This window comes from Achromobacter sp. UMC71, assembly GCF_014170305.1.
Taxonomy (GTDB): domain Bacteria; phylum Pseudomonadota; class Gammaproteobacteria; order Burkholderiales; family Burkholderiaceae_B; genus Achromobacter.
On sequence record NZ_LZZT01000010.1, the window covers coordinates 329,418 to 353,294 of the forward strand.

Here is a 23,877-nt window from a genome sequence, read left to right on the forward strand (position 1 = left end):
CACCCCAACCATCATGCGATCCGACTTCATCTTCATGCTGACGCGCAACGACCGTACGGTCGATAACGCCGAGGCCTACCTGGACATCGCGCTGGACAGCGGCGTGCGACATATCGGCTTCAAGGATATCGGCCAGCCGCTGGCGACCTTGCAACGTTTGAATCGCGGTATCCGCGAGGCCGGCGGCCACAGCTATCTGGAAGTGGTGTCGCAGGATCGCGAGAGCGAGCTGGCGTCCGTGCGCGCCGCGCTGGAACTGGACGTGGATTTCCTGCTGGGCGGCACGCATGTGGCGGACGCGCTGCCGCTGCTGGCGGGGTCGCGCATCCGCTATTACCCGTTTCCCGGCCGGGTGCATGGCCATCCCAGCATCCTGGGCGGGTCGCGCGCGGCGATCGCCCAGAGTGCGCGCCAACTGGCGGATCTGCCCGGCGTGCATGGGCTGGATCTGCTGGCCTACCGCGCCGATGTCGACGTGCCGGCCCTGATCGCCGACGTGTGCCGCGTGGACGTGCCGGTGATCGTGGCGGGGTCGCTGGATTCGGCCGAACGCATCCAGGTGGCCTGCCGCGCGGGCGCGGCGGGTTTCACGGTGGGCACCGCGGCGCTGGATGGCAAGTTCCCCGCCGCCCGGGAAGGCCTGGCGGGGCAGTTGCAGGCGATCCTGGCGGCCGCGCAAGCCGCCTGAACGCTCGCATTCAAACCGGGCTCGACCGCGCGGCAGCCCGGCCCGACGTCTCAGGAAATCCGTTGCTCGAGCAGCGGCTGCGCCACGCGCGGCGGCGATGCGATCAACCCCGCGGGCACCGGCGCGGCGGCGCGCTTGGGCAGCACGGTCTGAGCCCCCGCGATGCGGAACACTTCGATGGCGTGGCGCAGCTGCGCGCCGCGGGTGCGCAGGTTGTCCACGGCCAGGCTGGCCTGCTCCACCCGCGCCGCGTTGCGCTGCGCGGCGTTGTCGGTTTCCGAGATCGTGCGGCTGACGTTGTCGATGCCGGTGTGCTGCTCGGTCGACGTGGCCGCGATCTCGTTGACGATCTGGGTCACCTGCTGCACCGAATCGACAATGTCCAGCATGGCCTCGCCGGCGCGTTCCACGTGCCGTACGCCGTCTTCGACCTTGTGGTTCGACGCCTCGATCAATTCCTTGATCTCGCGCGCCGCTGTGGCGCTTTTCTGCGCCAGGCTGCGCACTTCGGACGCGACCACCGCGAAGCCCTTGCCGGCCTCGCCCGCGCGGGCGGCTTCCACTGCGGCATTGAGCGCCAGGATGTTGGTTTGGAACGCGATGCCGTCGATGATGCCGACGATCTCGGTGATACGCGCCGTGCTCTGCACGATGCCCTGCATGGCGGCCACCGCGTCGTTGACCACTTGCCCCCCGCGCTTGGCCACATCGGACGCCTGGTTGGCCATCTGGTCGGCGCCATGCGCGTTGGTGGCGGTCTGCTTCACGGTGGACGCCAGCTGTTCCATGCTGGCCGCCGCTTCTTCCAGCGAGGCTGCCTGGCGCTGCGTGTGGGCCGACAGGTCGGCGTTGCCGTCGGCAATCTCGGCGGCCGAGGTCAGCGCGCTTTCGATGCCGTTGTGCACGTCGCGCGTGATGCTGACCAGGCTCTTGCGCATCACCTCCAGCGAAAACTTCAAGGCGCCGATCTCGTCGCGGATGCCGGCCGGCGGCAGCGGCGTGCTGAGGTTGCCGGCGGCGATCTGGCGCGTGAAGTCGGTGGCGGTGACCAGCAGGCCGGTGATCGACCGCGCAAAGCCCCAGCCCGACGCGAAGATCAACACCACGCCGCCCGCCAGCATGGCGCCGGCCAGCGCGATTTCCTCGGTGCTCATGCGGTCCAGCATGCCGTACAGCGCCACGCCGGCCGCGCCCAGAAACAGGGCGGATGCCAGTACGGCCCAGGCCAGCATGCGCGAGCGCACGCCGGTCAGGCGCCAGATTTTCAGGCGCGCCAAGAGACCCAGCACGCCGGTGGGCTTGACCTGGCCGCCGCTCAGCTTGAAGCCGCGCGCCGTGCCGTTGCGCAAGCGCGCGTAGGCCGCGTCGGCGGCGTCGACCTGGGCGCGCGTCGGCTTGACGCGCACCGAGGCATAACAGACCGTTTCGCCGCGCTCGATGATGGGGGTGACGTTGGCCAGCACCCAGTAGTAGCCGCCGTCCTTGCGGCGGTTCTTGACGACCCCCGTCCAGGACTCGCCGCGCTGGATGGTGCGCCATAGGTCCTCGAACGCTTCTTCGGGCATGTCAGGGTGGCGCACGATATTGTGGGCGGCGCCCACCAGTTCTTCGCGTGAAAAACCGCTGACCTCGACGAACGCGGGATTGGCATAGATGATGCGGCCGCGGGCGTCAGTGCGCGAGATCAGGTACTGCTCATCGTGCAGCGTGTATTCCTTGTCGTAAACCGGCTGGTTATTGCGCATGCGTCTGTCGTCCTGTGATGGGCGTGGCGTGTTGCAGCCGGATCATCCGGGACGGACGGTAGGGCGGGGTTGATCTACATCAAGATATTTATAAGTTATGCGAAAGGTAAATGCGGGAGGCAAGCCGGGGCCATGATGTGATGGACGGCTTTGGTCCAGGGCTCAGGCCTTGGGCAGGTTGCCGAAGGCTTCCAGCGCGCGCAGACGGCTTTGCGCCAGGTCGACAATGGGCAGGGGGTAGCCCGCGGCGGCGCGCTCCATGGGGCTGGGATCGTGGATGGCGGCGTCGTCCAGATGCGCCAGCTCGGGCAACCATTCGCGCAGGAACGCGCCGCGCGGGTCGAATTTGCGCGATTGCGACAGCGGATTGAAGACGCGGAAGTAGGGCACCGAATCGGCGCCGGTGGAGGCGCTCCATTGCCAGCCGCCGTTGTTGGCCGCCAGGTCGCCGTCCACCAGGTGCGCCATGAACCAGGCCTCGCCCAGGCGCCAGTCGATCAGCAGGTTCTTGGACAGGAACATCGCCGTGACCATGCGCAGGCGATTGTGCATCCAACCCAGCGTCAACAGCTGGCGCATGGCGGCGTCCACGATGGGCAGGCCGGTGCGGCCTTGCTGCCAGGCCGCCAGGTCATCGGGCGCGTCGCGCCAGGGCACGGCAGCGGTCTCCGGCTTCATGGGCTGGTGCATTGACAGCGCGGGACAGGCGGCCAGCAGGTGCTGATAGAACTCGCGCCAGAGCAGTTCGTTGATCCAGGTGGCGGCACCCGGGTTGCCGCTGTCCAGCTCGCCCTGGTTGGCGGCCTGCGCAGCGCGCAGCGCCTGGCCCGGCGACAGCACGCCGGCCGCCAGGTAGGGCGACAGGCAGCTGGTGCCCGGCAGGCTGGGGAAGTCGCGTTCGTCGCGATAGGCGTCAATGACGCCGTCGGCAAAGGCAGCCAGCCGGTCGGCCGCCGCGGTTTCGCCGGCCGGCCACAGCGCGCGGATGGCCTCGCTGGCCGGCCCGTAGCCGTTGAACGCATCGGGCAGGGGATCCGGGCCCCAGGCGGGCGCTGTTTGCGGCTGAGGGGCCGGCACGGCGCGCAGCGGCGCGGTGCGCAGGCGTTCGCGGCAGGCGCGCGCATAGGGTGTGTAGACGCGGTAGTAGTCGCCCTTGCCGGTCAGCACCGTGCCGGGCCGCAGCAGCGAGGCGCCGTGGTGCAGCGCCCAGTCCACTCCCGCCTCGGCCAGGCGCCACGCCACGATGTCGTCGCGCCGGCGTTCGTTCACGGCCCATTCCGTGTTGGCGTGGACCTGGGCAATGCCATGGTCGCGGCAGAAGCCGGCCAACGCGTCGGGCGCCTGGTCCCAGGTATCCACCGTCAGCAGCTTCAGGGGGATGCCCAGGCGCGCCAGGTCCTGCGACAGTGCGCGCAGGTTGCGCAGCCAGAAATCGACCTTGGCCGGCGCCTCGCCATGCAGGCGCCATTGACCTGGCGCCGCGATGAACAGGGCCGTGGCCGTGCCGGCGGCCGCTGCGGCGGCCAGGGCGGGATTGTCGTGCAGGCGCAGGTCGGTGCGCAGCCAGATCAGGGTATTCATGACAGGGCGGTCGAGTCTGGGAAACGCGGGCGCCGAAGGGCGCGCGGCAAGGCTGGCATTCTATCTTGCGGGGTCGCGCGCCGCGGTCCGCGGTGCCGCTCGGCCACACCATGTAAAAACTAAGAGTAGATGTGACCAATGTGTGCGTTGCGGCGCCGCCCGCTGGACGTGCCGCGCCGGGGCCGCCGCCCGGTGAACGGCGGGTTGCCGCGGTCAAACCCCGAAACACGCTGGCGCTTTCCCTGTATTGACGCACCTGCCGGGGCCGCCATGTAATTCACTTAACGCCAAAAGCAAGATGAATAAATATGGGACATCTGATGGATCTCCGCCCGTCCTTCCTGAAAGGACGCACACCCGCCAGCAAGACATCCCGCGAGGTCTTGCAACAACTTTGGCGCTCGGTCGATCTGCCCGACGAGTCGCTCGAGCATGTGGTGCTGACCGGCGCAGAGCCGGTGCTGCCATCTTCTTTCGCGGTGGGCACCGCGGCGCAGGCCAGCATTGCCGCGGCGGCGCTGGCGGCGGCCGAACTCTGGCACTTGCGCGGCGGCGCGCGGCAGCAGGTCGGCGTCGACATGCTGCATGCGGCGCAGGAATGCCGCAGCCATTTCATGATCAACGGCGCCACGCCCGACCCGCGTGACCCCATCACCGGCGTCTATCGCTGCGGCGATGGCGGCTGGGTCCGCATCCATGCCAATTTCGCGCATCACCGCGACGGCGCCCTGGCGCTGCTGGGCTGTCCCACCGGCGACGGCGCCACGCGCGCGGCCGTCGAGGAAGCGCTGGCCCGCTGGCGCGCGCAAGATTTCGAACAAGTGGCCGCCGACGCCGGCATGGTGGTGACCGCCATGCGCAGCTTCGACGAATGGGATCGTCATCCGCAAGGCCAGGCCATCGCGGCGCAGCCCCTGCTGACCCTCGAACGCATCGGCGACGCCGACCCGCGGCCCTTGCCCAAGTACGGCGCCGATGCTCGTCCGTTGCAGGACATCCGCGTGCTCGACCTGACCCGCATCATCGCCGGCCCCGTGTGCGGCCGCGCGCTCGCGGCCTATGGCGCCGACGTGATGCTGCTCAATTCGCCGAACCTGCCCAACATCGACAACCTCATCGATACCAGCCGCGGCAAGCTGTCCGTGCTGGCCGATCTGGATACGGCCGACGGCCGCATCGCGCTGGGCAACCTGCTGCGCAGCGCACATATCTTCGTGCAGGGCTACCGGCCCGGCGGCATGGCCGCGCTGGGCTTCGGTCCGCAGGACGCGGCCCGCCTGCGTCCCGGCATCGTCTATGTATCGTTGTCCGCCTATGGCGCGGTGGGCCCGTGGGCCAACCGCCGCGGCTTCGATTCGCTGGTGCAGACGGCCACGGGCTTCAATCACGCCGAAGCGCAGGCGGCCGGCCAGGACGCGCCCAAGGCGCTGCCGATGCAGATCCTGGACCACGCGTCCGGCTACCTGATGGCGTTCGGCGCCCAGGTGGCGCTGGCGCGCCAAGCCACCGAAGGCGGCAGCTGGCACGTGCGCGTGTCGCTGGCCCAGACCGCGCATTGGCTGCGCACGCTGGGCCGCGTCGACGGCGGACTGACCTGTCCGATGCCGGGCTTCAACGGCTTGCTGGAAACCCAGCCGTCGGGTTTCGGCGAGCTGGTGGCGGTGCGCCATGCGGCGCAGTTTTCGGCCACGCCCGCGCGCTGGACGCGGCCGTCCAGTCCGCCGGGCACGCACCCGACGGTATGGCCGTTCCAGTGACGGGGATGGCGCCAGCCGGGTACCCAAGCGGATGGCGCAGACAGGCACAAGAAGGGGGGCGTCAGAGCCCCCCTTTCGTTTGCCTGGGATAGTCAGTCCGGCATGCCGGACCCGCGCGTTACTTCCTGGCCGCCTTCCATTCACGCAGCGCGCGCATGGTATTGGCCACGTGGGCTTCGGGATTCATGTTGGTGTATTCGTACAGGATCTTGCCTTCGGGCGAGATCACGTACGAGGTGCGCTGCGCCCGTTCGGGACGCGCGTCCAGCACCGCGTCGTAGGCCTTCATGATCTTGCCGTCGCCATCGGCCGCCACCGCGAACTTGCTGCGGCATTCGCTGACCGAAAACTTGTTCAGGGTATCGATGTCGTCGGCCGACACGCCGATGACGGTCGCGCCCAGCGATTTGTATTCGTCGGTCGCTTCGGCAAAATCGTGGGCTTCGATGGTGCAGCCCTTGCTGAAGGCGGCGGGGTAAAAATACAGCACCACCGGCCCTTGCTTGAGGGCTTCGGCAAGCTTGAACGTGAACACGTTGCCGCCGAGCGAGGCCTGGGTGCTGAAGTCGGGCGCGGGCGCGCCGACGTTGAGGGCCGCCTGGGCGGCGGTGCCGGCCAACAGGCCGCAGGCAAGAAACAAGGGGGCGAGGCGCTTCATGGGGGTCTCCGGAAATCGGTGCGTGGCGGTGCTGCGTCGATCCTTGCACTGTAGCTGCCGGGGCCGCGGGAATCCAGTGCGGATTGAGTCAGCCTAGGTTTCACTCGCGGCCGCGTTCGTGAGGCGCCGGCCGTTCACCGCCGCGTTGCGATTCATGACCACCGCCTTGCGGCGGCCGGCTGCCGCTCGCGTGCTGCGGATTGCCTTCGGGGCGCGCCTGCGGCCGGTTGGCGGGCGGCGCGGCGTGACGTTCGCGCGCGGCTGCCTGCGCCAGGTTGTCGGGCGCGGGCGCGGGCCGCTGGGCCTGTTGCGGGCGGGCTTGCGGCTGGGCCTGGGCAGGCTGCGCTTGGGCCGGACCGCGGGGCTGCTCCTGCGCTTGCGGTCCGCGCGGTATGCCGGGCTGCTGCGCCTGCGGCCCAGGACGCGCCTGGCCTGGCGCCTGCCCCGCCGGCATGCCACCGGGGTTGCCGCGATTCATCTCGGGCCGGGCCCCGGGCGCCGCGGCATTCGGTGCATTGCCGGGGCGCGGGCCATTGCCCGGACCCGCGGCCGCACTATTGCCGGGACCCGAGCCGGGCCGCGGCCCTTGCCCAGGCCCGCCGCGTTCCGGCGCATGCTCGACGAACGCTTGCGCCGGACGGCCTTGGTTATGGTCGAAGAATTGTGCACGGTTGCCCGCGGCCTGGCGCGCAAAGCCGCGCTGCACGTCGGTGGGCGGACGGTGTTGTTCGTTGCGCGCGGCGATCTCGCGCGGGTCGGCCTGGCGCCGGATGCCAGCCGGACCGCCGTTGTAGCTGATGCGGCGGTTGTCGATGTTGTTGACGACCACCGTGTGGTTGTAGACGTTGGTGACGCGGGTCACGTTCACATTGGTCACGGCGCGGTTGTAGAAGAACCGGTCGTGGTCCCAATAGCCGCCCACGAAGCCGATGCCGATATAGCCGAAGCCGTAATTGACGCCGCCATAAAAGCCGATGTGCGGGCCCCAGTAGCCGGCGTGCCAGAGGTAGATGCCGTCGACGAAACCCCAGTATCCCGGCGTCCAGAGCGCGCCGGTGTAGGGCGCCAGCACCCAGGCGCCGGGCACCCAGAAGTAGCCCATGCGGTTCAGGCTCCAGTAGCCGGGCACCCACATGTAGCCGTCGCCGGGGGCGGGCGGCTGGTCGTAGACCGGCAGGGGCGGCGGTGGTTGCGGGCTGCGGTCCACCGGTGCCAGATTGGCGTTGGCGGGATCGCCGCTGTCGTAGGCCGGCGCGGCCGGCGCGGGCGGGGGCGGCGGCGCATACGTCTGCGCCACCGCGCCGGCGCACGCCGCCATCAGGACGGCGGTGGCCAGTGGGCGCAACAGGAAGGTCCTGGCGTGGGCGTTCATGGCGTTTCCTTTACGCGGCGGGCGCGTGGATCAATAGCCGTGATAGTAGTAGTGCGGGGCGGGGTAATAGTAATAAGCGGGCGCCGGACGGTAATAAGCCGGACGCGCCGGAACCACCACACAGCCCGTCAGGGCGCTGGCCATCGCCAGCATCAACAACACGGTCTTCTTCATTTGGAATCTCCTGCCGAGCGCCGGGCGTGCACCACGCGTTCAATGGGCTCGTAGGGATTAGGCCACGTCCCGGGAGGCGAGTTCGAGCCTGTAATCGTTCCGAAACAGCTTTCAGGTGACGGATGTTTGCGCCGGCGTGACCGTTGATGTCGTTCGTAGCAATTGTGGCGGCGGCGCAAGAAAAAAGGCCGCCTTCACACGAAGGCGGCCTTTCAGGTTGGCGCAAGCGCCGCGGCGTCAGTTCCAGCGGCCGCCGTTGCCGGCCAGGCTGAAGCGGCCTGCGCCCATGAAGGCGATGGCCAGGGCCGTGAACAGGAACATGCCTTGCAGTTCCAGCGCCCAGCCGCCGTTGTTGGTCAGGCTGGAAATCTGGCCGGTGTGCGCCAGCAGGATGGCCACGACCATGTTGATCGCGATGATCAGGCCGCCCAGGCGGGTGTAGATGCCGACGATGATCAGCACCGGGGCGAGGATTTCGCCGATGTAGGCGCCATAGGCCAGGAAGCCGGGCAGCCCGTGCTGGCCCAGCATCCCGGCAATGCCGCTGACGCCGCCGCCGGTGAGCTTGAACAGGCCGTGGAGCAGAATCAGAATGCCGAGGGTCAGGCGCAAGATCAGCTTGCCGGTGTCGTCGGATTTGATCATGGTGAGTTTCTCTTTTGATGGTTAAGGGGGACGATGCGCGGTTTGGAGCGCACGGCGAGCCTTTGGTTCCGCGCCCCGCACCGTCCGGCGCAGGGCGGGGCCATTATGGCAAATCCCGAGCAAAGCCATCAAGTTTTTGACCCCCGTGGCGCGGGACTGTGCTGACGAATGCTTACAGATACCAGGGTCAGAACTCTTCCAGGTAGCGCATGCGGAAGCGCCGGCCCTTGATATTGCTGTTGGACAGGCGCGAGAACGCCTGCTTGGCGATCTTGCGGTCCAGCGCCACGTAGGAATTGAACTCGGTGATGTTGATCTTGCCGACCTGTTCGAAGGTCAGGCCGCCGTCGCCGGTCAGGGCGCCCAACAGGTCGCCCGGGCGCAGCTTGTCCTTCTTGCCGCCCTGGATGCACAGCGTGACCATGGGCGCGCGCAGGGGCCGGTCAGCCTTGGGGCGCAATGCCTTGATGTCGCCCCAGGTCAGCGGCGAGCCCTGGTATTGCTCGACCAGGTTGGCCCAGCGCATTTCATCCGGCGAGCACAGGCTCAGCGCCAGGCCCTTCTGTTCGCCGCGGCCGCTGCGGCCGATGCGGTGCACGTGCACCTCGGTGTCCTTGGTGACGTCGACGTTGATGACGGCGCCCAGGTTCTGGATGTCCAGGCCGCGGGCGGCCACGTCGGTGGCCACCAGCACGGCGCAGCTCTGGTTGGCGAACTGGATCAGGATTTCGTCGCGTTCGCGCTGTTCCAGGTCGCCGTTCAGGGCCAGGGCGCTGATGCCGTCGGCCTGCAGGCGTTCGACCAGATCATGGCTGCGCACCTTGGTATTGCAGAAGGCCAGCGTGGACACCGGGCGGAAATGCGCCAGCAGCGTCGCCACCGCGTCCAGGCGGTTGGCAGGGTCGATTTCGTAGAAGATCTGTTCGATGCGGCTGGAATCGTGCTGGGCCTCGACCTTGACCTCGGCCGGGTTGCGCAGGAAGCGCGCGCTCAGCTTGCGGATGTTGTCGGGGTAGGTCGCCGAGAACAGCAGCGTCTGGCGCTTGGCCGGGCAATGCGAGGCGATCGCGACGATGTCGTCGTAGAAGCCCATGTCGACCATGCGGTCGGCTTCGTCCAGCACCAGCGTCGTCAGGCCGGACAGGTCCAGGCTGCCGCGTTCCAGGTGGTCCTGGATACGGCCGGGCGTGCCGACTACCAGGTGGGCGCCGCGCGCCAACGATTCGGCCTGCGGGCGCGCGGCGGCGCCGCCGCACAGGGTCAGGATCTTGACGTTGGCGATCTGCCGCGCCAGCCGGCGCAGCTCTTGCGCCACCTGGTCCGCCAGTTCGCGGGTCGGGCACACCAGCAGCGCTTGCGGCGTCAGGCGGGTGGTGTCCAGCTTTTGCAGCACGCCCAGGCCGAACGCCGCGGTCTTGCCGCTGCCGGTCTTGGCCTGCGCGATGATGTCGCGGCCTTCCAGGATGAGCGGCAGGCTTTGCGCCTGGATCGGCGTCATGTTCTCGAACCCCAGGCTTTGCAGGTTTTCGAGCAGGGCGGGCAACAGGGGCAGGGAGGTAAAGGGCGTGTGGGTCACAGTAGGGATCGCAGAAACTGCGAAAAAAGCGGATTCGGCCGACAGTGTAAGCCCTGGCCGCCTTGAAAGCCCTCGCTGCGCCTGCCGGCGGGCGGTGCCGGCGCCTGCCGCCTGGGGGCGGTTCCGCGCGCTTTGCCTAGCCCGGCGCCTCGTAGGTGCCCGCCAGGGCGCGGGCGGCTTCCTGCATGCGGGGCAGCCAGGCGCGCGCGCCGTCGATCGACAGCCGGGCCACGGGCGCATGCAGGGCCACCGCGGCGATGGCGCGCCGGCCCTGCATGATGGGTACCGCCATGCAGACGATGCCCAAAAGGAATTCCTCGCGGTCGAAGCTGGCGCCGTCCTTGCGGATCGATTGCAGCTCCTGTTCCAGCGCAGCCACCTCGCACAGCGTGTTGGGCGTGTAGCGCGGCAGCGGGGCCGCCGCCAGCAGGCGCTCGCGCGTTTCGCGCCGCATATGCGCCAGGAACAGCTTGCCGCTGGCGCTGCAGTGCAGCGGCACGCGCGAGCCCGGTTGCAGGTTCACCCGCAGCGGCCAGGCGGTTTCGACCCGGTCCAGGTAGATGACCTCGTCGCCGTCCAGCATGGTGCAGTTGCAGGTTTCGCCGATTTCATCGACCAGGCTGTCCAGGATGCGATGCCGCTCGGCCCGTAGCGGCGAATTGAGCAGGGTGTCGCGCGCCAGCGCCGACAGGCGCGGGCCGCTGATATAGCTTTTGCCCGCCGGTTCGCGCAGCAGCATGCCGGCATCGACCAGCCGCGACAGGATGCGCAGCACCGACGGCTTGGGCAGGCCGGTAGCCTCGGTCAGCGCCGCCAGCGACACGGGGGTCTCGGACCGGGCAACCTGTTCCAGCAGGGTCAGCGCGCGCAGCGCCGCGGAGGATTCGTCTTTCATCTTTCAATATTTGAAGATTTGGCGAAAGGCCGCCAGTTCTGTGCAAATTCTGCAGAAAACGGAACGCTGCAGGGTGGGAAATGCCGTGCTTGTGCTGCAGTATCGGTTCACACCGGCCAATATGCAATCCAAGCCGCGCCGGCCCGCCAGGAGAGAGACCATGAGCAGCAAGCAACACATGACCCCCAGCGAGGCGTTCGTCGAAACGCTGGTGGCGCAGGGCGTCAAGGACGTTTTCGGCATCGTCGGTTCGGCCTTCATGGACGCGCTGGATCTGTTTCCCGCCGCCGGCATCCGCTTCGTGCCCACCGTGCACGAGCAGGGCGCGGCGCACATGGCCGACGGCTATTCGCGCGTGACCGGCCGCCACGGCGTCTGCATTGCGCAAAACGGCCCCGGCATCACCAACTTCGTCACCGGCGTGGCCGCGGCCTACTGGGCCCACAGCCCGGTCGTGGCGATCACGCCCGAAACCGGCACGTCGGGCATGGGCCTGGGCGGCTTCCAGGAAACCGAGCAGCTGCCGATCTTCTCGCGCATCACCAAGTACCAGGCGCACGTCAACCGCCCCGACCGCATGGCGGAATTCACCGCCAAGGCTTTCGACAACGCCATGGCCGAACGCGGCCCCACCCAGCTGAACATCCCGCGCGATTACTTCTATGGCGAAATCGACGTGGCCATCCCCGAGCCGCGCCGCATCCGCCGCGGCCCGGGCTCGGAAGAAGATCTGGAAGCCGCGGCCCGCCTGCTGGCCGGCGCCAAGTTCCCGGTCATCGTCGCCGGCGGCGGCGTGCTGTTCTCGGACGGCCAGGCCGAATGCGTGGCGCTGGCCGAGTTGTTGGGCGCGCCGGTCGTCACCAGCTACCTGCACAACGACGCCTTCCCGGCCAGCCATCCGCTCTGGTGCGGTCCGCTGGGCTATCAGGGGTCCAAGGCCGGCATGAAGCTCCTGTCGCAAGCCGACGTGGTGCTGGCCCTGGGCACGCGCCTGGGGCCGTTCGGCACCTTGCCGCAGCACGGGCTGGACTACTGGCCGCAAGGCGCGCGCATCATCCAGGTCGATGCCGACCACCGCATGCTGGGCCTGGTGCGGCCGGTGTCGGTGGGCATTTGCGGCGACGCCAAGCCGGCCGCGGCCGCGCTGACCGCCAAGCTGCAGGCGCGCGACGTGGCCTGCAAGGCCACTCGCGAGGCCCGCCGCGACCAGATAACCAGCCAGAAGAGCGCCTGGGAAAAGGAACTGGACGACTGGTCGCACGAGCGCGACGACTGGAGCCTGGACATCATCGAGCACGGCGGCGGCCGCATGCATCCGCGCCGCATGCTGCGCGAGCTGGAACGCGCCATGCCCAAGCACGCCATGGTGTCCACCGACATCGGCAACATCTGCTCGGTGTCCAACAGCTACCTGCGTTTCGATGAACCCAACTCCATGCTGGCCGCCATGAGCTTCGGCAATTGCGGCTACGCCTTGCCGGCGCTGATCGGCGCCAAGCTTGGCCGTCCCGACCGCCCGGCGGTGGCCTACGTGGGCGATGGCGCCTGGTGCATGAGCTTCCAGGAGCTCCTGACCTGCGTGCGCGAGCGCATCCCCGTCACGGCGGTGGTGTTCCACAATGGCCAGTGGGGCGCCGAAAAGAAGAACCAGGTGGACTTCTACGGCCGCCGCTTCGTCGGCAGCAACCTCTTGAACCCGAACTTCGCCGAACTGGCCCGCGCCATGGGCGCCGAGGGCATCCGCGTCGAACATTCGGACCAGGTGGGCGCGGCCCTGCAGGCGGCCTGCAAGGCGCAGTCCGAGGGCAAGACCACCGTGCTCGAAATGATGGTCAGCCAGGAACTGGGCGACCCGTTCCGCCGCGACGCGCTCAAGCAGCCGCTGCGTTTGCTGGACAAGTACAAGCGCTACGTCAATCAGCCGTTCCAGCCGGGCGAGGTGCCGCTGTCGATCGATCCGGTGCGTTAGGCCATGGCCGCCGACCGCTTGTTCGAGCCGCTGCGGGCGGCGGCGCTGTCCGCCGGGCGGGTACGCACGGCGGTGGCCTATCCGCTGTGCGCGGCCAGCCTGGGCGCGGCGGTGCAGGCGCAGGAGGCCGGCTATATCGAGCCGTTGCTGGTCGGGCCGGCGGCCCGGCTGGCCGCGCTGATGGCCGAGCTGGGGCTGCGCGCCGGCTCATTGGAAATCATCGACACGCCCGACGATGAGCGGCAAGCCGCCGCGGTCGCGGCGGCTCTGGCGCGCGACGGCAAGGCCGGCATGCTGATGAAAGGCAGCCTGCACACCGACCATTTCATGGGGGCGGTGGTGGCGCGCGAGGCCGGCCTGCGTACCGGACGGCGCATCAGCCATGCGTTCGTGATGTCGGTGGCGGCGTACTCCAAGCTGTTCATCCTGACCGACGCCGCCGTCAACATCGCGCCCACGCTGCCGGAAAAGGCCGACATCGCCCAGAACGCCATCGATCTGGCGCGCGCGCTGGGCGTGGCGCGGCCCAAGGTGGCGGTGCTGTGCGCCACCGAATCCGTCAACCCCGCCATGCCCGCCACGCTGGACGCGGCAGCGCTGTCCAAGATGGCCGACCGCCAGCAGATCCGTGGCGGCGTTGTCGATGGCCCGCTGGCCTTCGACAACGCCATCTCGCGGCTGGCGGCCGAGCAGAAGGGCATCGTGTCGCAGGTGGCGGGCGATGCCGACATCTTGCTGGTGCCCGACATCGAGGCCGGCAACATGCTCTACAAGGAACTGACCTGGCTGGCCGGCGCCGGCACGGCCGGGCTGGTGCTGGGCACGCGCGTGCCGGTGCTGCTGACCAGCCGCTCGGATTCGGTCGAGGCCCGTGTCAACAGCTGTGCGGTGGCGGTGCTGTATGCCCGCGCGCTGGCAGTGCAACGCTAGGGCCTGTTAGCCCTAAAGGGAGCCTCGCACTGGCAGGCTCCAGGTCCCTGTCTGGTGCAAGCGATTTGCCGCGTCTGGTTCTAGACCCTGCCGGACCCCCCGCGTACCTTGGACTTACCGCGCAGGCGCATGTCGCGCCCGCCGATCGAGGAGGGTAGGCAATGCACCAGACCGTCACCGTGGACATGCTGGCCGAGTTCGCAGCCGCGTGGAATCGCCACGATATCGATGCCTTGATGTCTTTCATGAGCGACGACTGCGTCTTTGAAACCGTGGGCGGCCCCGAACGCTGGGGCGCCCGCCACGCCGGCCGCGAGGCGGTGCGCACGGCGTTCGAAGCGGCCTGGAAGAACTTCCCGGATGCGCAATGGAACAACAGCCGCCATTGGGTGGCGGGAGACCGGGGCGTGTCCGAATCCACCTTCACCGGCACCGCCGCCGACGGCTCGCGCATCGAGGCCGACATGGTCGACGTCTTCACCTTTCAAGGCGGCAAGATCCGCGTCAAGAACGCGTTCCGCAAGCAGCGCCCGGCCTTGCCGGCGCGCGGCTGACCCGCCGATTTCCCCGGCCGCCATCGCGCCCCGACCCCGCTCACCGCTACCGGACCCCGCCGCATGGATACCGCTATGCCTATCGATTCCCCGGACGCCGCCAGCCCCGCCGCCAGCGCCTACAACCCCACCTACGATCCGCTAGTATCGCCGCCGGGCCGCGGGCAGGACTACGCGCCGACCTACTGGGTCGGCACGGCCGGGCCGCCGCCGGCCGACGACGGCCCGATCCGGGGCGACATCGACGCCGACGTGGTCATTGTCGGCTCGGGCTTTACCGGGCTGTCGGCCGCGCTCGCGCTGGCGCGCGACTATGGCGTGCGGGCAGTGGTGCTGGAAGCCAATCGCGCGGTCTGGGGCTGCACCAGCCGCAATGGCGGACAGGGGCAGAATGCCTCCGGGCGGCTGTACCGGTCGCAATGGATCGAACGCTGGGGACTGGACACCGCGCGCCGGCTCGATGCCGAAATCCGCGAGGGCTTCGAGTACTGGAAAAGCCTGGTGGCGCAGGTCGATTGCGATGCCCAGCCCGGCGGCCACCTGTACACCGCGCACCGCGAAAAGAAAATGGCGTTCCTGCGCAACGAGGCCCGCGTGATGCGCGACCAGTTCGGCTACGACACGCGCATGCTGGACAAGGCAGAACTGCGCGAACGCTATGTCGACGATCACGAGGCCGTGGGCGCCATGCACGAGCCGGACGGCGTGGGCGTGCATCCGCTGAAGCTGGCATACGGCTACATGCGCCAGGCGCGCGCGCTGGGCGTGCGCATCCATCCGGGCAGCCCCGTGCTGGGCTGGACCGAAGAGGCCGGCGGCTACCGCCTGCAGACGCCTGGCGGCACGGTGCGCGCCAAGCGGGTGGCCTTTGCCACGGGCGGCTACACCGCGCAGGGGGTCAACGGCCTGCTGGACAACCGCATCATGCCGGTGCTGTCCAATTCCATGGTGACGCGGGTGCTGACGCCGGCCGAGCGCGAGCGCGCCGGCCTGAAAAGCACGGTGTTCATCACCGACACGCGCACGCTGCGCTTTTATTACCGGCTGCTGCCCGACGGCCGCATGCAGATCGGCAGCCGCAGCGCGCTGCGCGGCGCCGACGCGCAGCACCCGCGCCACCTGGCGCTGCTGCGCAACGGCCTGGCGCGCAAGTTCCCGTCGCTGCGCGGGGTCGAGGTGGACTATTCGTGGTGGGGCTGGGTGGATGTCAGCCACGACATGATGCCGCGCATCACGCAGCCCGATCCGGCGCAGCGGGTGTTCTATGCCTTCGGCTACGGCGGCAACGGCGTGGCGTTCTCGGCCCACGCCGGGCGCCGCCTGGCGCAGCGCATGATGGGGCAGGACGGCGTGGCCTGGGACTTGCCCATCTACGATTCGCCGCTGCCCGGGCACCTGTTCGCGCCGTTCCGCCGGCTGGGGCAGGCGCTGTTGTACCGCTGGTACTACCTGCGCGACGAAATCCTCTGATGCCAGGCGCCATGGCGCCGTTTGCGCGACGGCGCCGGGCGTCCGCCTGCGGGCGCCGTCAAGCCGCCGCCCGCAGGCGGTAGCGGTGCACCACCTGCGCCAGCTTTTCAATCCCGGGCCCGATGTGTTCGGCGCGGATCGACGTGAATCCCACCCGCAGGAAATTGCGCGGCGCGCTGGCGCCGTCCATGAAAAATACATTTCCCGGCTCCACCACCACGCCCTCGGCCAGCGCGGCTTGCGACAGTGCGGTGGCGTCGAGCCAGGCCGGCCCCTGCAGCCAGCACGACGACGAACCGGTGATGGGCACCGCCGTGAAGTCGGGCAGCCAGCGCGCCAGCGCCGCGGTCAGCTCGGCGCCGCGCTGCTGGTACGACTGCGACTGCCGGCGCAGCAGCGAATGATGGTGTCCCAGCGAAATGAACAGCGAGAACGCGCGCTGGATGTAGGCCGACGGGTGGCGCAGCATCAGGCGGCGCAACGCCCGCAGTTCGGCGGCAAGCTCGCGCGGCGCGACGATATAGCCGATGCGCAGGCCGGGCGCGAACGACTTGGCCAGGCTGCCCACGTAGATCACGCGGCCGTCGCGGTCCTGGCTTTTCAGCGCCGGGATGGCGCCTTCGCCCCAGCGGCTTTCGCTTTCGAAGTCGTCTTCGATGATCAGGCTGTCAGCCTGGCGCGCCAGCGTCAAAAGCGTCTCGCGGCGCGTCTCGGACAGGGTGACGGTGGTGGGGCACTGGTGGCCCGGCGTCACGAATAGGTAGTCGCAGCCCAGCAGGTGGGTGCCGGTGCACAGGCCCTGGCCGTCCACCGGCAGGGGCAGCAGGTGGCGGGTGTGGCTGGCAAAGATGTTGCGTGCGTCCGGGTAGCCGGGGTCTTCCATGCCGACCACGGCGTCTTCGTGGACCAGCAGGTCGGCCAGCAGATACAAGGCATGCTGCGCGCCCACGGTGATGACGATTTCCTCGGCGTCGGCCCACACCCCGCGGCGCGGCAGCACCTGCGTGCGGATCTGTTCGATCAGCGCCGGGTCGTCGTGGGTGATCAGGTCCGGCGCCCAGCTGCGGATGTCCAGCACCGACAAGGCCTTGATACAGCACTCGCGCCATTCGGCGGTGGGAAACAGGTCCTGGTCGAACTGGCCGTAGACGAAGGGGTAGGGCTGCTTCTGCCAGTCTTGCGGCTTGGTGATGTTGCGCTGTCTGCTGGGTCGAAAGCGCAGCCGTTCGTCCCAGCACACGGCGTCGGCCGCCGCGTTGGCGGCGCAAGGATCCGGATGCTGCGCCGCGCGGCCCTGCAGCACGTCGGCGCTGACGAAGTGGCCGCTGCGCTCGCGCGATTCCAGGTAACCCTCGCTGACCAGTTGCTGGTAGGCGAACACCACGGTGTTGCGGGCGATGCGCAACTGATCGGCCAGGTAGCGGCTGGAGGGCACCGGCGCGCCGGGCGGCAGATGGCCGCTGAGGATGGCGGACACCAGCATCTGCCGCACGCGGCCCTGCAGGCTGAGGTTGGGCGCGCTTTCCCGTTCGAACAGGCGTTCCCACAACACAGGCTTGAGCATCGAGGCCTGGCTGGACATGGCGGCTCCTTGTAGTGGCATCGCACCCGGGCCGTGCCGGCACGGGGGGGCGGCCTGGGCGTGGGGCGAAATCCCAGAATAGAGGAGCGCAAGGGGGGACGGAATGCGGGATTGCCCTGCCGGCGCGCCGGGTTGCGCGCGCCGGTGGAAAAATGGAACGGGAGATCAGTCCGGCTGACGTGTTGAGCCCCAGCAGCCCGGCGCGTGCCGGGCCCCAGCGTCAGAGGCGTCCCTTCCAGGGAATCGCGAATTTTTCCAGATACCGCACCAGCAGGTCGAAGGCGAAGGCGAACACGCCGATGACGATGATGCCCATGATGACGGTGTCGCTGGCCAGGAACTGCGCGGCATTGAGCACCATGAAGCCCAGCCCGCGGTCGGCGGCCACCATTTCGGCGGCCACCAGTGTGGTCCAGCCCACCCCGATGCCGATGCGCATGCCGGTGAAGATCTCGGGCATGGCGGCTTTCAGGATGACGTGCCAGACGATCTGCATGCGCGTGCCGCCCATGGCATAGGCCGCGTGGATCTGCTCGATGGAGACCGAGCGCACGCCCGCCCGGGCCGCGATCGCCATGGGGGCGAAGATGGCCAGGTAGATCAGCAGGATCTTGGGAAACTCGCCGATGCCGAACCAGATGATGATGAGCGGCAGATAGGCCAGCGGCGGCAGGGGGCGGTAGAACTCGATGGGCGGATCGAAGATGCCGCGCGCGTAGCGGTTCACGCCCATCAGGATGCCCACCGGAATGGCGGTGGCGCAAGCCAGGAAGAACGCCGAGAACACCCGCGACAGGCTGGCCAGCGCGTGCTCGGCCAGGGTGGAATTGGCCACGCCGTCGGTCATGGCCGAGACGAACTTGCCGTACACCGCCTGCGGCGAGGGCAGGAACAGCGGCTTGACCCAGCCCGCGTTGGTGGCCAGGAACCACAGCGCCAGCAGCGCAATGCTGGTCAACAGGCTGATGTGGCCGCTGTAGCCGGCTCCTGGCGCCCCATAGACCTTGCCCGGCGTGGCCGGCTGATGTCCTGAAAAACGGCTAGGCATGGACGGCCTGCGGGGAGGAGGCGGCGAGTTCGTCGCCGTAGATGATGCCAAGGACTTGTTCGCGCATGGCGATGAAGTCGGGACTTGATTTGATGCCGCGTCCATCGCGCGTCTCCAGGTAGCGCCGGTTGAAGTCCGGCTTGAAGGTGTGGGTGATGCGTCCCGGGCGGGGCGACATGACGATCAGCCGCGACCCCAGGAACAGCGCCTCTTCCACGCTATGGGTAATGAAAAAGAACATCTTGCCGGTCTGGCGCCAGATATCCAGCAACAGTTCCTGGATGGTCTCGCGGGTCAGCGCGTCCAGCGCCGCCATGGGCTCGTCCATCAGCAGCATGGCGGGGTCGCAGGTCAGCGCCCGGGCGATGCCCACGCGCTGCTGCATGCCGCCGGACAACTGGTAGATCATGTGGCGGTGGAAATCCTTCAGACCCACCAACTCCAGGTTGCGGCGCGCGCGGGCGCGGCGGGTCTCGCGGTCCACGCCTTGCAGCTTCAGGCCGAACTCGGTGTTTTCCAGCACGTTCAACCACGGCAGCAGCGCGTGCTTCTGGAACACCACGCCGCGGTCGGCGCCTGGCCCGGTGATGGGCCGTCCGCCCAGCGTGATCTCGCCGTCGGTCGGCGACAGAAAGCCGGCCAGCAGGCTGAGCAAGGTGGTCTTGCCGCAACCCGACGCGCCCAGCGCCACGACGAATTCGCCGGGCTCGATAGTCAGGTTGACGTCCTGCAAGGCAATGACCGGGCCGCTGTCGTGCAGCCCGGGGTAGGTGACGCTGACGTGATCCGCGCGCAGAGCCTGCGCGGCGGGCGTGGCGGAGTGGGACATGCGGGCTCCCCTGTTGTTACGGCGCCCGTAGCCAGGCGGACACCGGGGCGGGGCGCGGTTGGCGGCGCGCCCCGCGGGCTGCTGCGGCTATTTGACGGCCGCTTTGGCGTACTGGTCCGTGACGTGGGCGCTGTAGTCGTCCAGGGCGCGGTCGATCTGCTTCTGGTCCTTCAGGAACTTGGCGCTGGCCGCGAAGGCCCGCGCCGCGCCGGCGTCCTTGCCGCCGCCCAGCCATTCCTTGGACGCCTGTTCCTGGGCGGTGGGAAAGGTCAGCAGCTTCAAGGCCGTGGCGACGTCGTCCGGCTTGCCGCCGATCAGCTTGACGATGCTCTTGACCGGGGCCGAATCGGCGGTCCAGGACGCGCTGTTGGCACGGTAGTCAGCATACGACTTGGCCAGCACGGCGGTGAAGGCCGCCATGAATTTCGGGTTCTTGGCGGCCCAGGCGCGGTCCACCACCAGGCCGTCGAAGGTCGGCACGCTGGCGTGGCCGATGGCTTCGGAATCGGCGATGACCTTGCCGGTCTTTTCGATTTCCGTCAGGGCGGGCGGCCAGACGTAGGCGGCGTCGATGTCGCCGCGCTGCCAGGCGGCCACGATCTGCGGCGGCTGCATGTTCAGGATGCGCACGTCGCGCGGGTTGATCTTCCAGACCTGTTCCAGGCCGACCAGCAGGTGGAAGTGCGAGGTCGAGACGAACGGCGTGGCGACGCGCTTGCCCTTCAGGTCGGCGGTGCTGTTGATGCCCGAGCCGTTGCGCGCCACCAGCGCTTCCGATTTGCCGATGTTGTCCAGCACCCAGAACAGCTGCAGGTCGACACCACGAGTGGCGGCGGACGTGATGCCGGTGGACCCCAGGACGCCGACCGGCACGTTGCCGGACGCCAGCGCCGTGGAAATGTCGCCGCCCGAGGTGAACTGGCGCCAGTCGACCTGGTAGCCGGCGTCTTTCAGGGCCTTGTCGAAGCTGCCGTCGGCAATGGCGGTCAGGAAGGGGCCGACGATGAGCTGGTAGCCCACCACCAGGCGGGTCTGGGCATAGGCGGGCGCGGCCAGCAGCGCGGCGGCCACGCCGGCCAGGAGACAGCGGCGGATGAGGCGGTATATCGCGTTCATGGTGATCTCCGGTAGAGAGGACGGCCGCGCCCCGACGCGACCGGCTTGTGCCGGTGCGGCCTGTGATGCCAGTTTGCCCGGATGGGATCGGAACGCTAGGGCCAGTTGCCCTATTCGATAGGTGCCAATGGGGGCTCGGGAAGGCCCCCAACGCCGCGCGCTTCGCGCTTGCTGCCCCCCGAGGGGGGGGCCGGCCTTCGGGCGGCCGGGCGGCCGGACGGTGTAATGCAAACGGGCGGCGGGACCTGATGGTCCGGCCGCCCGTTCAGGGGAAAGCGTCTGATTTAGCGGATGAGGCTGAGGAATTCGGCCCGGGTCGACGGGTTGTCGTGGAATTCGCCGAGCATGACCGAGGTGACCATCGACGAATTCTGCTTTTCGACGCCGCGCATCATCATGCACATGTGCTGGGCTTCGATCACGACCGCGACGCCGGCGGCGCCGGTGACCGACTGCACGGCCTCGGCCACCTGGCGGCTGAGGTTTTCCTGGATCTGCAGGCGGCGGGCGTACATTTCGACGATGCGCGCCACCTTGGACAGGCCCAGCACGCGGCCGTTGGGCAGGTAGGCCACGTGCGCCTTGCCGATGAACGGCAGCATGTGGTGTTCACAGAGCGAATACAGCTCGATGTTCTTGACCAGCACGATTTCGCGGGTGTCCGACGTGAACAGCGCGCCGTTGACGATTTCGTCCAGGTTCTGGTGGTAGCCGCGGCACAGGTGGCGCATGGCCTTGGCGGCGCGCGCGGGCGTGTCGGCCAGGCCTTCGCGGGACGGATCTTCCCCCAGTGCTTCGAGAATGGCGGTGTAGTGTGTTTCCAATGACATTGGGGACTCCTGGGCTGCGCGCCAAGTATGGCGTGACACGGCGAATAACACGCAAGTCTACCGCAGCGCGGGCCGGGGCCGCACGCCTGAAAGGGGCCTGAAACTACACGCCGCGGTTCTCCACCGCGTACTTGACCAGTTCGGCCTGGCCGTCGATGCCCAGCTTGCGCTTGATATTCAGTCGGTGCGTTTCCACGGTGCGCACCGACAGGCCCAGCGCCTGGGCGATCTGCTTGTTGGCATGGCCGCTGGCGATGTGGCGCAGCACGTCGCGTTCGCGCTGCGTCAGCAGGGTGGCCGGCGCGCTGGCCTGCGACAGGCGCAGCGAGACGGCCGCGCTGAAATAGTTGCGGCCGGTCATCACGGTGTCGATGGCGGCGATGATCTCGTGGGCCGGCTCGTCTTTCAGCAGATAGCCCCGGGCGCCGGCCCGCACGGCCTGCACCATGTATTCGGCATTGTCGTGCATGGACAGCACCAGCACCGCGATCTGCGGGTAGCGTTCGTGCAGCTGGGCGGTCAATTCCAGTCCGCCCACGCCGGGCATGTTCAGGTCCATCAGCGCCAGTTGCGGCAGGGTGCCACCCTGGGGATCCTCGGCCAGGCAGGCCTGCAGGAAGGCCAGCACCGCGGCGGCGTTGCCGGCTTCGCCCACCACCCGCAGGTGCGGCACGGTTTCCAGGCGCAGGCGCAGGCCGTCGCGCACCAGCGGATGGTCGTCGATCAACAGGAGTCGGACGGAGTCGGGGTGGTGGGTCATGCGGGCTGGGCGGTGTCGGGAGTGTGGGCGGGCAAGGGCAGCCAGGCTTGCAGCGTGGTGCCGTGGTCCGAGGTGTGAAAGCTGAGGCTGCCGGACAGCGCCGTCATGCGTTCGCGCATATTGCGAAGGCCGATGCCGCGGCGCGGGTCGCGCTGCACGTCGGCGTAATCGAAGCCGCGGCCGTCGTCGCTGACCGTCAGGCGCAAGTCGCGGGCGGAATAGGTCAGGGTCAGGTCGGCGCGCGACGCCCCAGCGTGGCGGATGACGTTGGTCAACGCCTCCTGGGTGACGCGGAACAGGGCGGTGGCATAGGCGTCGGGCAGCTTTACCGGCCGGCCCTGGGTGGACAGGCGCACGGCCAGGGGCGCGGCGCCCGGCTGGCTGGCGCCGGCGAATTCCCGGCCCAGGTGTTCCAGCGCGGCGGGCAGGCCCAGGTCGTCCAGCAGCGTGGGGCGCAGGTTGTGCGAGATGCGGCGCACCTCGCCCACGGCCATGTTCAGGCGGTCCAGCGCGCCGCCCAGCGGCGTGTCGATATGCGCCAGCGCGCGCGGCTCGGCCGCCAGCGCCTGGCGCAGGCGTTCGCGCGCGGCCTCCAGCGACAGCTTGATGGACACCAGCACCTGGCTGATGCCGTCGTGCAGCTCGCGCGACAGGCGGGCGCGCTCGTCTTCCTGCGAGCGCACCAGTTGCTGGGCCATCAGCCGCAGCTTGGCGTCGGACTGGCGGTGGTCGCTGATATTGAGGGCCAGGCCGCAGGCGGCCACCAGCAGGATGGACACCGCCGCGATGCCCGCGACCCAGGCGAACATGTTGCGGATATTGGCCTGCGCGGCCGCGTCGATATGGGCCAGGGTCTGCTCCACGTCGTCCAGGTAGATGCCGGTGCCCAGCATCCAGCCCCAGCGTTCCAGCTCGACCACGTAGCCCAGTTTTTCCACGGTCTGGTGGGTGGAGGGCTTTTCCCACAGGTAGTGCACCGCCTGGCCGTCGCTGCCGCCGCGGCGGGCGGCGGCCAGCAGGTTCTGGATCACCGCCTGGCCGCGCGTGTCGCGCAGGTCCCAGAGGTCTTGCCCCACCAGTTCGGGCTGGCGCGGATGCATCAGGTTCTTGCCGCGCAGGTCATAGACGAAGAAATAGCCGTCGTGGCCGAATTCCATCTGGCCCAGCAGCGCCAGCGCGCGTTCCCGGGCGGCCTCGCCATCGCTGGCGTCCTGCAACGGCGCGATGGCGCTGTAGGCCAGGCTGACGTAGTGGCGCAGCTCGCTTTCCTTGCTGCCCAGCCAGGCGCTTTCCACGACTTCCTTTTCGCGCTGAGCCAATTGCAGCGCCTGCACGTAGACGGCCGCGGCAATGGCGGCCAGCGCCACGAGCAGGGGCACGGCAGCCAGCAGCAGGATTTTCAGTCGCAGCTTCATGAGGGGATTTGTATCAGCGCCAAGCGGACGTGTTGCGATGCATCAATGGAAGACGGCCCAGCCCTGAAGGGACAGGTGCCGCCGATTTTACGATTGCGGCGCGAATTTGCTGCGGCGCATTCGGTAGTACCACGTAGGGCGTTTGCGTAGTTTCGCGCTTGTTGCGGGTGGGGCAAACCGAAATACTAACGCCCGCGTCGACCAGACGCCGAGCGGACCACCGTGTCCGCCACCCCACAACAATGAGTCTGCCTTCCGCGAGACGAAAAAAACGTTTCACGCC

General features: G+C 68.5%; 21 protein-coding genes. 6 read left to right on the top strand and 15 right to left on the bottom strand.

Annotated elements, in window-relative coordinates; all coding sequences use genetic code 11:
• Positions 1-13: 13 nt before the first annotated feature.
• Positions 14-688, top strand: coding sequence for a 4-hydroxythreonine-4-phosphate dehydrogenase (locus A9974_RS05040; RefSeq protein WP_255468026.1), 675 nt, complete (start codon positions 14-16; stop codon positions 686-688).
• Positions 689-738: 50 nt separating this feature from the next.
• On the opposite strand, the gene A9974_RS05045 is transcribed toward A9974_RS05040, so the two are convergent.
• Both A9974_RS05045 and phrB read right to left on the bottom strand, forming a co-directional pair.
• Positions 739-2,433 (bottom strand): PAS domain-containing methyl-accepting chemotaxis protein, encoded by a 1,695-nt coding sequence (locus tag A9974_RS05045; RefSeq protein WP_183003040.1) that lies wholly within the window; start codon positions 2,431-2,433, stop codon positions 739-741.
• Between the two features lie 162 nt (positions 2,434-2,595).
• The gene (gene phrB / locus A9974_RS05050; protein ID WP_183003041.1) at positions 2,596-4,014 is read right to left on the bottom strand and encodes a deoxyribodipyrimidine photo-lyase; all 1,419 of its coding nucleotides are present in this window, start codon (positions 4,012-4,014) and stop codon (positions 2,596-2,598) included.
• Between the two features lie 308 nt (positions 4,015-4,322).
• Between phrB and A9974_RS05055 the strand changes: the two genes are divergently transcribed.
• Positions 4,323-5,771, top strand: a complete 1,449-nt coding sequence (locus tag A9974_RS05055) for a CoA transferase (RefSeq protein WP_183003042.1) — start codon at positions 4,323-4,325, stop codon at positions 5,769-5,771.
• A gap of 118 nt (positions 5,772-5,889) precedes the next feature.
• Here A9974_RS05055 and A9974_RS05060 read toward each other — a convergent pair whose 3' ends face one another.
• The 6 genes from A9974_RS05060 to A9974_RS05085 all read right to left on the bottom strand — a co-directional run bounded on the left by A9974_RS05060 (position 5,890) and on the right by A9974_RS05085 (position 11,091).
• On the bottom strand, positions 5,890-6,429 hold the full coding sequence (locus A9974_RS05060; RefSeq protein ID WP_183003043.1) for a peroxiredoxin: 540 nt from the start codon (positions 6,427-6,429) through the stop codon (positions 5,890-5,892).
• 100 nt (positions 6,430-6,529) lie between these two features.
• On the bottom strand, positions 6,530-7,801 hold the full coding sequence (locus A9974_RS29390) for an adenylate cyclase (protein WP_255468027.1): 1,272 nt from the start codon (positions 7,799-7,801) through the stop codon (positions 6,530-6,532).
• A 30-nt stretch (positions 7,802-7,831) separates the two neighbouring features.
• Positions 7,832-7,975: a hypothetical protein gene (locus A9974_RS05070; RefSeq protein ID WP_183003044.1), complete on the bottom strand. Its 144-nt coding sequence runs from the start codon at positions 7,973-7,975 to the stop codon at positions 7,832-7,834.
• Between the two features lie 237 nt (positions 7,976-8,212).
• Positions 8,213-8,620 (bottom strand): DoxX family protein, encoded by a 408-nt coding sequence (locus A9974_RS05075; protein ID WP_183003045.1) that lies wholly within the window; start codon positions 8,618-8,620, stop codon positions 8,213-8,215.
• A gap of 187 nt (positions 8,621-8,807) precedes the next feature.
• The gene (gene dbpA, locus A9974_RS05080) at positions 8,808-10,196 is read right to left on the bottom strand and encodes an ATP-dependent RNA helicase DbpA (RefSeq protein ID WP_183003046.1); all 1,389 of its coding nucleotides are present in this window, start codon (positions 10,194-10,196) and stop codon (positions 8,808-8,810) included.
• Between the two features lie 136 nt (positions 10,197-10,332).
• Positions 10,333-11,091, bottom strand: coding sequence for an IclR family transcriptional regulator (locus A9974_RS05085; RefSeq protein ID WP_183003047.1), 759 nt, complete (start codon positions 11,089-11,091; stop codon positions 10,333-10,335).
• 160 nt (positions 11,092-11,251) lie between these two features.
• Here A9974_RS05085 and xsc point away from each other — a divergent pair, with 160 nt between their 5' ends.
• The 4 genes from xsc (at position 11,252) to A9974_RS05105 (ending at position 16,014) form a co-directional block, all read left to right on the top strand.
• Positions 11,252-13,060, top strand: a complete 1,809-nt coding sequence (gene xsc, locus A9974_RS05090) for a sulfoacetaldehyde acetyltransferase (RefSeq protein WP_183003048.1) — start codon at positions 11,252-11,254, stop codon at positions 13,058-13,060.
• Between the two features lie 3 nt (positions 13,061-13,063).
• Positions 13,064-13,990 (top strand): bifunctional enoyl-CoA hydratase/phosphate acetyltransferase, encoded by a 927-nt coding sequence (locus tag A9974_RS05095; protein WP_183003049.1) that lies wholly within the window; start codon positions 13,064-13,066, stop codon positions 13,988-13,990.
• A gap of 161 nt (positions 13,991-14,151) precedes the next feature.
• Complete coding sequence (locus tag A9974_RS05100) at positions 14,152-14,544, top strand: nuclear transport factor 2 family protein (RefSeq protein ID WP_183003050.1); 393 nt, start codon at positions 14,152-14,154, stop codon at positions 14,542-14,544.
• A 75-nt stretch (positions 14,545-14,619) separates the two neighbouring features.
• Positions 14,620-16,014 carry an FAD-binding oxidoreductase gene (locus A9974_RS05105; RefSeq protein ID WP_255468028.1) on the top strand — a complete coding sequence of 465 codons (1,395 nt, stop codon included), beginning with the start codon at positions 14,620-14,622 and terminating at the stop codon, positions 16,012-16,014.
• 58 nt (positions 16,015-16,072) lie between these two features.
• On the opposite strand, the gene A9974_RS05110 is transcribed toward A9974_RS05105, so the two are convergent.
• The 7 genes from A9974_RS05110 to A9974_RS05140 all read right to left on the bottom strand — a co-directional run bounded on the left by A9974_RS05110 (position 16,073) and on the right by A9974_RS05140 (position 23,594).
• Positions 16,073-17,596 (bottom strand): PLP-dependent aminotransferase family protein, encoded by a 1,524-nt coding sequence (locus tag A9974_RS05110; protein WP_183003052.1) that lies wholly within the window; start codon positions 17,594-17,596, stop codon positions 16,073-16,075.
• A gap of 220 nt (positions 17,597-17,816) precedes the next feature.
• Positions 17,817-18,644, bottom strand: a complete 828-nt coding sequence (locus tag A9974_RS05115; protein WP_183003053.1) for an ABC transporter permease subunit — start codon at positions 18,642-18,644, stop codon at positions 17,817-17,819.
• Positions 18,637-19,473 (bottom strand): taurine ABC transporter ATP-binding protein, encoded by an 837-nt coding sequence (locus A9974_RS05120; RefSeq protein ID WP_183003054.1) that lies wholly within the window; start codon positions 19,471-19,473, stop codon positions 18,637-18,639. Before A9974_RS05120 ends, A9974_RS05115 begins: the two co-directional genes overlap by 8 nt.
• Before the next feature lie 87 nt (positions 19,474-19,560).
• A complete protein-coding gene (gene tauA / locus A9974_RS05125; protein ID WP_183003055.1) occupies positions 19,561-20,589 on the bottom strand; it encodes a taurine ABC transporter substrate-binding protein in 1,029 nt (342 codons plus the stop codon).
• Between the two features lie 284 nt (positions 20,590-20,873).
• Positions 20,874-21,419 (bottom strand): GTP cyclohydrolase I FolE, encoded by a 546-nt coding sequence (folE, locus tag A9974_RS05130; protein WP_199168983.1) that lies wholly within the window; start codon positions 21,417-21,419, stop codon positions 20,874-20,876.
• Between the two features lie 103 nt (positions 21,420-21,522).
• Positions 21,523-22,179 carry a response regulator transcription factor gene (locus A9974_RS05135; RefSeq protein WP_183003057.1) on the bottom strand — a complete coding sequence of 219 codons (657 nt, stop codon included), beginning with the start codon at positions 22,177-22,179 and terminating at the stop codon, positions 21,523-21,525.
• Positions 22,176-23,594, bottom strand: a complete 1,419-nt coding sequence (locus A9974_RS05140) for a cache domain-containing protein (RefSeq protein ID WP_183003058.1) — start codon at positions 23,592-23,594, stop codon at positions 22,176-22,178. The genes A9974_RS05135 and A9974_RS05140 overlap by 4 nt, the downstream gene beginning before the upstream one ends.
• Positions 23,595-23,877 lie beyond the last annotated feature (283 nt).